Origin of the sequence: Olivibacter sp. 47, assembly GCF_030372825.1 — a bacterium.
GTDB classification, from domain to species: Bacteria; Bacteroidota; Bacteroidia; order Sphingobacteriales; family Sphingobacteriaceae; genus Olivibacter; species Olivibacter oleidegradans.
This window is the reverse complement of sequence record NZ_JAUCNR010000001.1, coordinates 4,826,063-4,840,527: the sequence shown is the minus strand read 5'-3', so window position 1 is coordinate 4,840,527 and position 14,465 is coordinate 4,826,063. Positions and strand designations below refer to the sequence as shown.

Genomic DNA, 14,465 nt, shown 5'->3' with positions numbered 1-14,465 from the left:
GTTTAAGGCGTCATAAAAGCCGATGATTGCCGTTACGCGGCAGTCATCGGCTTTTTATTTACTTTTTTTCACTCATATAAAAGATGAGCTCTCCTCCGTTCATTAAATCAGCGTGTTTTAGCTTATAGCTCTTAACTTCTTCACCGTTTAGCGTTACTTTCTTAACAAAAACATTTTTATCTGACTGATTAATCGCTTTTACTATGAGGGTGTTCCCATTGTCGAACTGTAATTTTGCATTTCGAACGGCGGGGCTTCCCAACCAATATTCGTCAGATGCCGGAGCCACCGGGTAAAAGCCTAGCGAACTAAAGATGAACCAAGCACTCATTTGGCCGCAGTCATCATTTCCACCTAAACCGTCTGCCCCATTGTGATATTGATGCTTAAGAATCATTCGGATCTTTTGCTGAGCCTTCCAAGGCTCACCTGTTATATTATACAAGTAAGCTACGTGGTGCGAAGGCTCATTTCCATGCACATAATTCCCGATAATGCCATCTCTTGTAATATCTTCCGTATGTGCGAAGAACTCATCTGGCAAATGCATACTAAATAGCGAGTCTAAATAGCGGGACAAACGCTTCTTACCGCCCATATTGACCATCATTCCTTCAGGGTCGTGAGGCACATATAAACTGAAGTTCCATGCATTCCCTTCAATAAATCCTTGTCCATCGGTCTTAAGTACATCAAAATCTCTTTTAAAGGTGCCATCAGTCATCCGCGGACGCATAAATCCAACGGAAGGATCATATACGTTTTTCCAATTGGATGACCGTTTAATAAAATCCTGATACACATCCATTCTTCCCAATTTTTTAGCTAACTGAGCGATACACCAATCGTCATAGGCATATTCGAGTGTATTGGATACAGCGGTTCCGGAAATATCGGCAGGAACATATCCTTTGTCGATATAGGCACCAATACCATCATAGTTTCTGGCATTTGCAGTTTGGATGCAAGCCTCTAATGCGGCCAATGCATCCCCTTTATAAACACCCTTTATGATAGCATCTGCAATAACCGATACGCTGTGATAACCGCTCATACACCAGTTATCGTTTGCATAATGCGACCAAATAGGAAGCATATGCAAAACACTTTGTTGATAATGTGCCATCATAGAAGCTACCATATCGGCGTTTCGTTTCGGATTGACGAGATTAAGATAGGGATGAAAAGCCCTAAACGTGTCCCACAACGAAAAAGATGTATAATTCGTGAATCCATCCGCCTGATGCACTTCTTGATCCAAGCCTTTATACTGACCGTTGTTATCCATGTACATTGTCGGCATAAGGGCCGCATGATACATTGCCGTATAGAAGTTAATACGATCCTCATTAGTTGGAACATCAACAACGATCTTTTGCAACTCTTTTTCCCATAATTGCTGTCCATGGTGTTTAACTCGGTCAAAGTCCCAATGCGGAATTTCAGCTTGCATATTAGCCAGCGCATTTTGCATACTTACAGGACTTATGGCAAATTTTATTTTGACCTTTTCTCCCTCTTCAGTACTAAAATCGAAGTGCATTCTGAGTTTTTTTCCAGCAAGATCCGGAAAATTTTTCTCTTGATTGAATTTTCGCCAAAAGCCTTTGTATACCTGTACAGGGTCATTATTTTGGGTACCATATTCTTTAAAAGGCTTCGAAAAACTCATCGCAAAGTAAACCGTTCGCGTTCGCCCCCAACCATTAGTTTGTCTATAACCGGTCACTAAACTATCATTGACTACCCGTACAACAGTCCATACGTTCTTATCATCATAGTTGTAAATTCCAGCCATCAAATCGAGAATAATATGACCATTACTTGATTTTGGAAACGTATATTGGTGAAATCCAACCCGAGCAGAGGTAGTCAATTCTGCCAAAATCTGATGATCATCTAGTTTTACCCGATAGTAATTAGGCTCTGCAACCTCATTATCATGGCTGTAGGCTGAACGATAACCATTTTCAGGTTGATCACTCGTTCCCGGATTCATCTGCACGTCTCCTGTGGTAGGCATAATTAAAAAATCGCCTAAATCGGAGTGGCCTGTTCCACTAAAATGCGTATGACTGAAACCTACGATTGTAGGATCCGCATACTGGTAACCCGCACAATATTTGTATACTTCCCCATTATATTTCCCATCCACGGCATACGGAATGGTATCGGTATCCGGACTAAGCTGTACCGAACCGAACGGTACCGTCGCTCCGGGAAAGGTATGTCCCATTTTTGCTGTTCCGATAATTGGTTTAACATACTGCACCAACGATAAATCTTGCGCATATGCCCCTATCGGGAGCATAAGAAAAATCAAGATTTTCTTCCATTTATTCATATATAGTTACTTATTTATTATCCACTGCTATCTTAAAGAGTACCCAAGGGTTCGCTTCACTACACCTACTTCTTAAAATAAGCCATTTTAGTGTTAAAAGCGAAATATTTTTATAAAACGTTAAGAGGAATACGTTATTGCTCTTATAATAAAGACAGCCGCAATCCTTATCAACAAACCAAAATGAGGATTGAACGGCCGTCTACGTGTAAATATATTAGCTAATTGTTGGTTTTTTTGCATACTCAGCCCATAGTTCGTCTACGGTTTTACCGGTATTCTTTTCCCAAAAAATATCCGAATACGTTTTAGTGCGCATTGCTGCATCTAGTTTTTTAATCGTGCCCCTTTTTATGTTTTTTTCAATCCAGTAGAAGAAGCGGGCAGTTATCCGATATGCGTTTTCATAAGATTGTTTTTCGTCAAATTCCGGTAGTTTCCAGTTTGCCCCTTCGTTGTCGACACCCAAAGTAAACCTCACGTAATCCGCAATCCCCTCTGTTATCCAGCCTGGCCCCGCACCGTCCGGATAAGATTGGACAAGGTGCATCACTTCATGCGTAACGACATCTACATCACCTGGATTCTTCTTAAACCATAGGGGATTAAAACGTACGACACCTCCAGCCGCAGCAGCAACACCTTTATAATCGGGATCAATTACAAAAACAACCTTCCTTGTCGTTTTCTTATTATATATTTTAGCCTCTTTGGGATAATTTATAAAAAAGACTTCAACAAGCCTCTTTTTAACCACCGTATCGAAGTCCACCGATTTGTTAATAAATATCAAACTATATTTTCCCTGCTTCATTGTATCGACAGACGTAGCTATTTTTATATCTTCATCTACTGCATCCCAGCGATTTTGAGCATGAGCGACCTGACACTGTATATAAATGAACCCGATTAGTGAAAGTACTTTGAATTTTGAAATAAACATTATTGAAAATTTTAATGCATGACCAGAAGCCTTTTAAGCAACGTGTCTTGCTGCGTTTTTTTGGTTTCGTTACTAATTGCTTGATGAAAACGAAAAAGGATATGCTTTTGCGTTGGTCCCCCTCGTTTTATTGGGTGTTTTATCCATTTGAAATAACAACTGACCACCATCTAAAATACGTTGGTGGCTTATCCAATTTTGATCAAGAGCCTTACCGTCTAACAAGGCGTCTTTGATGTAACGATTTTCATTATTATTTTGCGGCGCCGCAATTTCGAATCTTTTACCGTTCTCGAGGCGTAATATTACTTTTTTGAACAAAGGGGCACCCAAAACATATTGATCAGTGGCAGGACATACCGGATAGAAGCCTAACGCGGAAAATACATACCATGCCGATGTTTGGCCGTTATCTTCATCTCCACAGTAGCCGTCAGGAGTAGCTAAGTATAACCGGTTCATAACCTCTCGTACCCAATATTGGGTTTTCCAGGGTTGCCCCGCATAGTTATAAAGATAGATCATATGTTGAATAGGCTGGTTTCCATGAGCATATTGCCCCATATTAGCGATCTGCATTTCCCTAATCTCATGAATAACACCTCCGTAATAGCTATCGTCAAAGGTGGGCGACTGGTTAAATACAGAATCGAGCATGGTTACAAAAATCTTTTCACCACCCATTAAGTCGATAAGTCCCTGCACATCATGAAAAACACTCCAGGAATAATGCCAGCTGTTACCTTCGGTAAACGCATCTCCCCACTTAAGCGGATTAAAAGGCGACTGAAAAGAGCCGTCTTTATTTTTTCCCCGCATTAAATTCGATTCTTTATCGAACAGATTACGATAATTTTGACTGCGTTTTGCATACAATTCGATTTCCTTCTTTGGCTTTTTAAGTGCTTTTGCCAGTTGATAAATGGCAAAATCATCATAGGCATATTCCAATGTTCTCGCCGCATTCTCATTAATCTTTACATCGTAGGGAACATAGCCTAAACTGTTGTAGTATTCAACGCCCTTTCTTCCAACGGCAGACATCGGCCCCTCATTATTGGCGCCATGAATCAAGGCTTCATATAATTTCTCAATGTCATATCCCCTTAGGCCTTTTATATACGCATCAGCTACAACTGAAGCTGAGTTATTACCGACCATAATATCAGCAAAACCAGGACTACTCCATTCAGGTAAAAATCCCCCTTCTTTGTAATCATTAATAAGCCCTTCTTGCATTTCTTTATTGATGGAAGGGTACATCAGGTTTAAAAATGGATAAAGAGCTCTAAATGTATCCCAAAAACCTGTCCCGGCAAACATGTATCCTGGAAGAACTTCACCATTATAAGGACTATAATGGACAATTTTGCCCTTTGCATCTACTTCATAAAGCTTATTGGGGAAAAATAGCGTACGGTATAAGCAGGAATAAAAAGTTTGCAACTGATCAACACTGGCACCCTCTACCTGCAGTCTGCCCAGCTTCTCATTCCATACTGCACGTCCTTTGCCGGCAATTTGATCGAATGAATCATTGGCGAGTTCTTTCAAATTAAGCAATGCTTGTTCTTCGCTAATGAAAGAAGAGGCCACTTTTGCATGTACCTGATCTGTCTTTCCACGCACTGAAAACCCTACAACGGCACCTACGTGATCAGCAGCCAATTCCGTTCGATTGGGATATTTCGTTGAATCGGCCCAAGTTGCGAAATTGCTGAACGGTTTATCAAAGACGATTACGAAATAATTTTTGAAATTCTTTAGCTTTCCTCTGCTGTAACGGGAAGAATATCCAACGATCATATTCTTTTCCGGGATTATTTTTACCTTCGAACCACGGTCAAAAGCATCCAATACTACAAACGCACTATCGGTTTTGGAAAAAGAGAAACGAAACATGGCTGCTCTTTCGGTAGGCGTTACCTCGGCGGTTACGTCATGGTCTGCCAAATACACGCTGTAGTAATAAGGTTTAGATACTTCCGCTTTATGCGAAAACCAGCTGGCTCGGTCCTCTTCATCAAATACCGCTTTACCACTTACCGGCATAAGAGAGAATTGTCCGTAGTCGTTCATCCAAGGGGATGGTTGATGCGTTTGCTTCAAACCTCGAATTTTATCAGCCGCATATGTATACTGCCAGCCATTGCCATTCTTACCCGTTTGCGGTGTCCAAAAGTTCATTCCCCAAGGCAATCCAATTGCAGGATATGTATTTCCGTTAGACAAGGAAACTTTTGAGTCGGTGCCCATTAAGGGGTTTACGTAGTCGACCGGGTCGACCATTACTTCATTACTTTGCGCGCATGCAGGCTGCAGGGCCCCTAAGCCGCTGATCATGAAGACAGCAAAAGCATACGCCTTTATTTTATTTATCATCATATCTTATCGTCTTTCATTATAAATGCCAAATTCCGCTATGGCAGGTGCTTCTTTGAAACTACCAAAGCGGGCTCTTAATTTTTGTGCCCAAACAGTATCAAAACGAATAATCTTCACGCGTTTTTCATCGCGTCCATTTGCTAAGGGTGTCCATTTTCCTTCTGCATAATACTCTAATGTATAAGCCGACACATTGGATTTCTCTTCTGTTATTACCACGCTATTGAACGGCTGTTCTCTTCCCAAATCGATCTCTAGCCAAGGTTCTTTTACACTTGGATGAGCACGCCAGAAGGTGCTAAATTTATCGTCGTTGGCAAAGTCCATAATATTCATGTCATAGCTCCAACTACTATTAGCTGACTTCATTTTAGCCAAATTGGATGAAATAATTGGCCCATCGTTGGGTGGTAATGTTGGTAGATTCTTTGGTCTTTGGTAAAGCTGCCCTATTTTCTTTAATGATTCGAGAGCATTGTCATCGATTATACCATCACGATTTGGAGCTACATTCAGAATAAAATTACAATAAACCTGATTAAAAGGTATAAGGTTGTCGTTCACTAAACTTTCTACATCTTTTAAGGAAGAAGTTGGAAAAGACGACTTCCAAAACCAATTCGCCTGTAAAGGCAAACAAGAAAGTGCCGGCAATTTATTTTGTTCTTTCGATATATGCTGCCCTGCTCCTTGTTCGTAAGATTTTATATCTGTATAGAAAAGTGCTTCTGTGGGATATTTCGCAGCGTTTAAATCCATTACCAGACAATTTGGTTGTAGGGTCTTTATAAGTCTATATATCTCCTCAAAGGGTACATCGTCGTAAGAAATACGTGACCAAGGTGCGTCCCATCCATCGATAATTAGTGCCTCAATTTCTCCGTAATTAGTAAGTAGTTCAGTTAATTGGTCTTTTACCATCTTAATATGCTCGGTTGTTATATGGCCCGGTCTAAGCTGGTGATGGATATCCAAAATGGAATAATACAACATGACCTTCAGTCCTGCTTTACGAAAGGAGGTGACGTAAGCTTTTACAACATCTTGTTTCAAGGGACTATTCATTACGTTATAATCGGTTGTCTTCGTATCCCAAATAGCAAAACCGCTATGGTGCTTGGTTGTAAGGCATCCGTAACTCATGTGCGCGCTTTTCGCAGCCTCTGCCCATTGATCAGTATTTAGCCGCTTGGGGTTAAAAATGGCCGGTGATGCATCAGGATCAGCCCAGTCATCTTCCATATACGTAGGTATATTATAATGGATGAACATACCGAATGCCAAATCAATAAAGGCTTGTTGCCTATCCTTGAGTACGGAAGAATTCTGCTGTCCATAGGCAACAGACCAGCTTAAACTAATGGCAATGACTACAGCTAGAATAGATTTTGTTTGCTTTAGGTATCGTATCATATGCTTTTCATAATGGCTTGTATTGGTATCCATGGATGCAAATGAGGTTTCTTTGCATCCATGGATCAAATGTACTTAATTGTAACCTGGATTTTGTTGAAGGTTAGGGTTTAATATACGCTGTTGATTGGGAATTGGAAACAAAGCCTTTGTGGCATCGGTTGGTTGATGATCCCACCAAGTTTCCGTATGAAATTTACCAAAGCGGATTAAGTCCGTTCTTCTAAAACCTTCAAAAATAAATTCACGTCCTCTTTCAGCGAGTAATTCATCCAGAGTTAATGATCCTGTAGTATAAGCAATCGCATCCCAATCTTCGGCTTCGAAAGCGCGTCTTTTACTTGCATTTATGAGATCTACAGCTTCTTGTGTCGCTACACCGCCATTCTTTCGCATCAGTGCTTCCGCCTTGGCAAAGTAAATCCAAGTTAAACGATACACGTTCCAATCTGTGCTATTATAATATGGATGAGCTAAATCGCCTAATTGGTACTTATTGAAACGTACTCCACTATTGCCTTCCCCTGTATTCATATTGGAAGGTAATTTTTCCGGATCCGTCCCGTTGTTGATTGCTTCGAGATTTTTACGGATATTATCTACGAACACTAGAGGCTGATCTTGATATTCATCATTGGCTCCTAAAACAGGCTTTGTTGGATCATCAAAACGATATTGCGGGCCAATTAGCAGCCATTCATTTCTCCTTTTATCTTTTTCATTAAATGTACTATATACACCGGGAATCACGACACAACCATCGTTGCCATTTCTTCCGCCTCCCGTGATACCACGTTGATTAAAATAAAACATATCACCTGTCCACTGCGGCTGGGTGTTAGCTCGTTGAAAATCATACGCAATGGAAAACACCACCTCTTTTGAAATATCATTTTGGGGTTTAAATGCGTCAAAAATATTGGGCTCCAATACCAAAGCGCCGTTTTGTCCGCCAGCCTCCCCATTGATTAAGGCGTCCGCAGCCTTTATGCAATCGTCCCATCTAGGTGTGCCAGTCCATGTTTCTGCGTTTAAGTATAATTCTACCAACATCGCGTAAGCTCCCGCACGCGACATTCTTCCCAACATTTGCCTAGAAAGAACAGGCACATTATTCATATTCTCCAGAATCTCTTTTTCAATAAAATTAAATACGTCCTGTCTCGAAGCAGTTTCCGGGCTTAGGGGTTCACCAACCTTGGTCACAATTGGAACATTGCCCCAAAGATCCATAATTTTTAGATAGTGGAAGGCTCTAAATAATTTTAGCTCTCCAATAAATGCCGCCTTTTCTTCCTCTGTTATTCCCATTGCAGCAATATCACGTTTCTCTAAGTTTTCGATAGGATCAGTACATAAACCCATACCCCACCACATTAAATTCCAGGCACCTGAAATAAAGGTATCGTCGGGAATCCAAGTATGATAGTGCAAGCGTATCCACTTTCCTCCATCCTGTCCATGACGTCCTTTAACTGGCCACGCCAACTGGTCAGCTGCATACTCACTGAGTCTCCACCAACCATCCTGTCCAGGCGTAGCCCAAGCATTTGCATGGGTATACGGTCGTAAAACAGCTGATAAAACCTGCTCTCTATTATTATAATAATTATCTGTTACCAATTCATCATAAACTTTCTCATCCAAATTAGTACATGCGTTTATATGTAACGACAGTGCCAAGAAACATACAGCACGACCGATATTTTTTAAGTATTTCATTTCAAAAATATTTTCAGTGAATCAACTAAACTAGAATCCGATATTCAGCCCAACTAAAAAGGAGCGCGTACTTGGGTAAGGGTCTCTTGGATCCAAACCTAGCCTTCTACCATTAATTTCATTTCCGAAGCCATTATCTAGGATAAAATCCGGGTCGGCACCCGAGTAACTTGTAAAGGTTGCTAAATTTTGTCCGGTTACGTATATTCTAAAATTACGCAACTTCGCTGTGTTAAGCTTAAATGTATAGCCCAAAGTCACTTCGTCAAGCTTCACAAAAGAACCACTCTCTATATAGTAGTCGGAATACATATAAGTGTCACTCAAGGCTTCATGTTTAGTAAAGGCTGATTCCAACACATTATTAGGTAACGCCACGCGATTGCCGTAGGAAAGCTCTGTTGTATTTAAAACATCATATCCAAAACGTCCCCTAAAAAACACTCTTAGGTCAAAATTCTTATAGGTTATGGTATTATTCCAGCTAGCATAAAATTTCGGAATGGCATTGCCAATAACCGCCAAATCGGTATTTTCTAAATCCGTTCTCGAGTCGTTTATTTGATCAAACGGCACCGCTGAACCATCCTTTTATAAAAAAGCCATTTGCCATCCTCAGAAAATCCAGCAAAACGTTTTCCATAGAAATTTCCGAGCTTTCCACCTTCCATTACTCTGAAAGCGTCACCAAGTGCGCCAGCACCTCCAATTGAGCCGAAGTCACGATAGCTAACCTTATAAACATCATTTGAAAAGCTATCCATTCGGGCACTATTGCTGCTAGCTATAAAATCTGTTCGCCATGTAACTTTATCCGTCTGAATTACCGATGCCGTTAAAGTCAATTCGATACCTTTCGAGGATAATTGGCCTACATTTGTAACTAAAAAATCCCTTATAAAAGGAGGTTGCTGCGATTTATATTCGCCCAATAAATCGTCCGTAACTCGTTTATATGCGTCAATTGACCCACCTAATTTCCCATTAAACAGAGAGAAATCTAAACCTATATTGAATTCCTTTTTCGTTTCCCATTTTAAATTTGGATTAGGATTTCTATTAGGGCCGTAGGTCTGTCTCCAAATTCCATTCTCTCCTTCCGGAAAAATATAAAAATTCCCTGTGCCCAACGTTACAAGAGAGTTATAGTTTCCGATATCCTGATTTCCTGTAACTCCATAGCCTGCCCTTAGTTTCAAGTCATCCACAAAAGAGACCTCTTTCATAAACTCTTCTGCAGAAATATTCCAACCAGCAGACACTGATCCAAAATTTCCCCATTTGTTATTCGCCCCGAAACGGGAAGATCCCTCTCTTCTATAAATTCCTTGGAACATATACTTCCCCTTATAAGAATAATTTGCTCGACCGAAGAAGGCAATCAATTTGCTATCCCATTTATTGCTGTTCATCTCGGCTTTCCCGTCAATTAAGGCGTTTCCTGTTTGCAACTTATTGTCTTCAAGTACATCACTTGAAAAACCGAAATTTTTAGCATCAAATCCTTGTTCTACCGAACGGCGATAACTGTAACCCGCTACTGCTGTAATTGAGTGATCCTCGTTAACAATCGTTTTATAATCGATTGTAGGCTCAAACGCATAATCCGTACGCAAAAAAGAAGTTTGTTCCGCTTCACCCTTATAACCGTTACCATTCTTAAATGACGGTTCTGAATTCAAGCTTGCGTAATAACTATCTGTATAGGAATTTCGCTGTATAGATCCAAAAACAGATCCGTTTAATCCATCTAAGAACATATAGCTCACTTTTCCGTCGAGCGAAGATGTCTGTTGCTGTCGCCTATATTTTTCTTCATACAAACGAGCTACTTCGTTCGTCGTTGTTTGCTCGTAATACCAAGAACCATCAGCATTTTTTAATGGTTGTGTTGGATTTCTGGTATAAGCCCATTCCCATCCGCCACCACCTAATAAATTTGCATTGTTGTAATTGGTAACTAAATTAACGGAGGTATTTAAGCGATCATTGAGCCCTTTCCCATTGAAATTGGCTCTAATGCCATACTCTTGTCGCCCGTTTTCTTTGGCAATCCCCTCTAAATTCCGATAGTAAGTGCTCGCACGAAAGCTGTTATTCTCTCCGCCACCAGAGATAGCCAAGGTATGATATTGACTGATATTGTCTTTATTGATTAATTCGTCGAAAGCGTTTACATTAGCTCCGCCATCTGTACCCGTAAAAACTCCATCCTCCATTTTTTTTCGATATTCGTCAGCTGAAAGAAACTTCGGTTGACGTTGAACAAATTCTTTTCGGAAATAATTCGCATAATCAAAACGCGTTTGCCCTGGCTTCCCTTTTTTTGTCGTTATCAAGATAACTCCGCCATTTGCCTGCGTACCATAAATTGCAGCAGCGGAGCCGTCTTTAAGCACATCGATTGACTCGATATCTTCTTGTTGAAGTAAGTCCATGTTACCACCAGGTATCCCATCGACAACAATCAGTGGCGAGTTTCCTCCCATGATCGAAGTAGCTCCTCTCAATTGGATTGAAACACCGCTGTTCGGATTACTGCCAGATCTAGTGACCTGCAAACCAGCAACCTTTCCTTGCAATAAATCCATCGCATTTCTGGCGCCACTTTGTCTAAAATCTTTTGGGCCTACATGCGCTGTTGCAGATGTCAAATCTCCTCGCTTGATGCTGCCATATCCTACTACGACTACTTCGTCCATACTTTTAGTATCTGATTGAAGTATGATTGACAAGTTTGTTTGCTTACCGACATCCACGTTCTCTGACAAAAACCCAATATACGAAACCGATAGAACAGCCTTTTCCGGTACAGACAAAGTGAATCTTCCTTTTTCATCCGTGGTAGTACCGGTACTAGTACCTTTTACTAAAACAGAAACCCCAGGTAAAGGTGCTTGATCCACCCCACTTGTAACAATACCCGTAATTGTTCGATTTTGCGCCCAAAGCGTAGTATTGAATAAAATAAACATCGTAAAAAGAAACTGCCATTTCGGAAATATTGTCCTTTTACTTTTTTTGATTGGTAAAAAATGATACATATTGTTAAATGATTGGTTGGTATTTGTTTAATTGTAAGCTAGTCAAGCGACTGTTGACCTGTCATAATTAGAAAGTAATTCGTAAACTATCTTATCATTGTATCTTGTTTTGTTAATAAAAACGTTTTAGCTTTGCCTAAACACTAGCTATAGCAAAGAGATCATTATTTCTATCCCGAAAGTTTAACAGGCTTAAAGTATTAGTCTGATTACTCGCGTAAAGGTAAGTCTAGACGAAAGAAAAAGTTGTCAACCAAATCATAACAGATTGTTAACAGAATCTTAACAAGACAATCAACGAAAATCAAATGGTTAAAGAAAAGATTAATCGATTGTTGTTACCGTCGATCATTTTATATCGATCGATTGCTATCTGCTGTATGGCCATTCTCATTGTTGTTCAGGCAAAACTCATATACAACACCTATGAGCTGAAGAATCGCCAATATAATCTAGATGAAAAAGAACTTATCAACGACGCTTACAAACAGGCGATTCGGAATGAAGTCTTATTTCCCGGTGGTGCGAAAATCCTGAAGCAACATATAGACAATAACCTGGTGAAATTCCAAGAACTTTACACCAACGGGCCAAAAGAATTTGAAGCCTTTCAAAAGCAGGTCAGTGAAGAGCTATACAAAGATCTTACCCGCTATAGCACAATGGATAGTTTATTTCGGGCAATCCATACGCAACTTGCACTGACAAACGATCTACAATTCCTTCTTATTTTAAACAATATCGCCATTACTTTCGATGGTATTAGCTATATACCGATATACCATAAAGGTGTTTTTGGCGATGCTCCGGTTAATATTCGTGAGGTAAGCCAAGGGATGCTGATTGATGGTGATTTGTCCTTCGCTAATCGGGAAAATTTGGTCACAAGCATCAGCATTTCAGACCCCTCGCCCAATACCCTACAAGTTAGCTTCAGTTTATACGTTGACCAATATAATAGGCAAATAGCGATTTTAAAACAGATGGTCCCTACCCTAAGCTTGTCTTTGATGTCCATAGCCTTTGTGTTGCTCATTTATTACTTTACGTATAGGAATTGGCTGAAACAAAAAAAATGCGGATATGAAGTCTGATTTTCTGAACAGTATTACACACGAGTTCAACACACCCATTTCAGCTATTCTTGTAGCGAACAAAAGCCTGCAAAACCCGGACATCATAACGAATTATACACGAGTCAACACCTTAACAGGCATTATAAAAAGGCAGACAGACCGCCTTCAAACCTTAGTCAATCAAGCATTGGATATCACTTCGATGAGTAAAGAAAATATTGAAAAAGAATCACATGACTTGGAAAAATTGTTAGAAGAAATTATAAACGATTATGAATTGAAAACCCCGGAGAAAGTTCAAATTCGATACACTGCTTTTACATCTGGCTCGATCGTCCTGCTAAATAGATTTCTCTTTACCACAATGCTCTACAATATTTTCGACAATGCGTTAAAGTACAATAACGCTGCTATCAAAAATATTACCGTAATAACGGATTGGAAGGAAAGACACTTAACTGTTTCAATCAAAGATAATGGCATTGGAATGGCAGAGAGTACGATTTCACATATTTTTGAAAAATTCTACCGTGGAAAGCATAATTTACAAACCGGTGGTTTAGGTTTAGGTCTCTTTTATGTGAAACAATCGTTAGAAGCGCACGGATGGCGACTACACTTACAAAGTCAAATTGGTGTAGGAAGTGAATTTTGTATCTTTATCCCCTATCATACCAATAATACAGGCTTATGAAACATAGTTTACTTTTCGTGGAAGATGAACAAGATCTTGGAAATGTTGTCAAACAGTATTTAGAGTTCATGAACTTTAATGTTATCTGGTGCATGAGTGCTCATGAAGCGCTTCTACATTATCAACAAAGTCACAGTTATGACCTGCTCATCATTGATGTACAGTTACCTGATTACAATGGTTTTGAACTGGCGGAAAAGATAATCAAAGAGAATAAAACCCAAGCGTTTCTTTTTCTAACAGCAAGAAATGAAAAAAAAGATCGCATACACGGACTCCATATTGGAGCAGACGATTATATCAACAAACCATTTGACATTGACGAGCTGGTATTAAGAATAAAAAACATCATTAAGAGAAATAATAAAGAAATACGCCCTGAAATACTTCCCGGTGAGTTGCAAATCGGTGATCTCATTTTTCAAAAGGAGTTATTGAAGTTATCGTTGCCAAATAAAAAAGCAGTATCACTTACCCTAAGGGAAGCGGAGCTACTGGAGTATTTACACCTCAACAGCAATCGTATTTTAAAAAGAGAAGAAATCTTATTGCATCTATGGGGTGAAAATGATTATTTCTTGGGACGAAGCCTAGATGTCTTTATCTCCAGACTTCGGAAGGCCTTGACACATTCCACTCGCGTCAATATTGAAAACGTGTATGGCGTTGGATTTATTTTCAGTGTTTCCTAATCGTAGATCAATTGAGGTTCGTTATACCCTTCTTTTTTCCTTTTTTCACAATAAAAGCTACTTAAAACATCGTTAGAAAAAATAAAGAAACCTGATTAATATTCAATGTTGTCGTAAATTCATCGTAAATCTATCGTAAATTGATCGTAAAT

General features: G+C 39.7%; 10 protein-coding genes. 3 read left to right on the top strand and 7 right to left on the bottom strand.

Annotated features, from left to right (window positions below):
- Nucleotides 1-58: 58 nt before the first annotated feature.
- From QT327_RS20965 to QT327_RS20935, 7 genes are all read right to left on the bottom strand, one after another.
- Nucleotides 59-2,344: a GH92 family glycosyl hydrolase gene (locus QT327_RS20965; RefSeq protein WP_130856225.1), complete on the bottom strand. Its 2,286-nt coding sequence runs from the start codon at nt 2,342-2,344 to the stop codon at nt 59-61.
- Nucleotides 2,345-2,561: 217 nt separating this feature from the next.
- Entirely contained in the window at nt 2,562-3,287 is a 726-nt protein-coding gene (locus QT327_RS20960; protein ID WP_013665339.1) for a basic secretory protein-like protein, read from the bottom strand.
- A 72-nt stretch (nt 3,288-3,359) separates the two neighbouring features.
- The gene (locus QT327_RS20955) at nt 3,360-5,672 is read right to left on the bottom strand and encodes a GH92 family glycosyl hydrolase (RefSeq protein ID WP_371718394.1); all 2,313 of its coding nucleotides are present in this window, start codon (nt 5,670-5,672) and stop codon (nt 3,360-3,362) included.
- 3 nt (nt 5,673-5,675) lie between these two features.
- Nucleotides 5,676-7,085, bottom strand: coding sequence for an alpha-L-fucosidase (locus QT327_RS20950; protein WP_289553929.1), 1,410 nt, complete (start codon nt 7,083-7,085; stop codon nt 5,676-5,678).
- Between the two features lie 75 nt (nt 7,086-7,160).
- Entirely contained in the window at nt 7,161-8,807 is a 1,647-nt protein-coding gene (locus QT327_RS20945; RefSeq protein ID WP_149105283.1) for a RagB/SusD family nutrient uptake outer membrane protein, read from the bottom strand.
- A gap of 30 nt (nt 8,808-8,837) precedes the next feature.
- Nucleotides 8,838-9,383 carry a hypothetical protein gene (locus QT327_RS20940; protein ID WP_289553927.1) on the bottom strand — a complete coding sequence of 182 codons (546 nt, stop codon included), beginning with the start codon at nt 9,381-9,383 and terminating at the stop codon, nt 8,838-8,840.
- Entirely contained in the window at nt 9,365-11,851 is a 2,487-nt protein-coding gene (locus QT327_RS20935; protein ID WP_289553925.1) for a SusC/RagA family TonB-linked outer membrane protein, read from the bottom strand. Before QT327_RS20935 ends, QT327_RS20940 begins: the two co-directional genes overlap by 19 nt.
- 308 nt (nt 11,852-12,159) lie before the next feature.
- On the opposite strand from QT327_RS20935, the gene QT327_RS20930 reads away from it, so the two are divergent.
- The 3 genes from QT327_RS20930 to QT327_RS20920 are packed head-to-tail and all read left to right on the top strand — an operon-like array spanning nt 12,160 to nt 14,313.
- Nucleotides 12,160-12,945, top strand: a complete 786-nt coding sequence (locus tag QT327_RS20930) for a hypothetical protein (RefSeq protein ID WP_289553924.1) — start codon at nt 12,160-12,162, stop codon at nt 12,943-12,945.
- Complete coding sequence (locus QT327_RS20925) at nt 12,935-13,621, top strand: sensor histidine kinase (RefSeq protein WP_289553923.1); 687 nt, start codon at nt 12,935-12,937, stop codon at nt 13,619-13,621. The genes QT327_RS20930 and QT327_RS20925 overlap by 11 nt, the downstream gene beginning before the upstream one ends.
- Complete coding sequence (locus tag QT327_RS20920) at nt 13,618-14,313, top strand: response regulator transcription factor (RefSeq protein ID WP_013665333.1); 696 nt, start codon at nt 13,618-13,620, stop codon at nt 14,311-14,313. Before QT327_RS20925 ends, QT327_RS20920 begins: the two co-directional genes overlap by 4 nt.
- Nucleotides 14,314-14,465 lie beyond the last annotated feature (152 nt).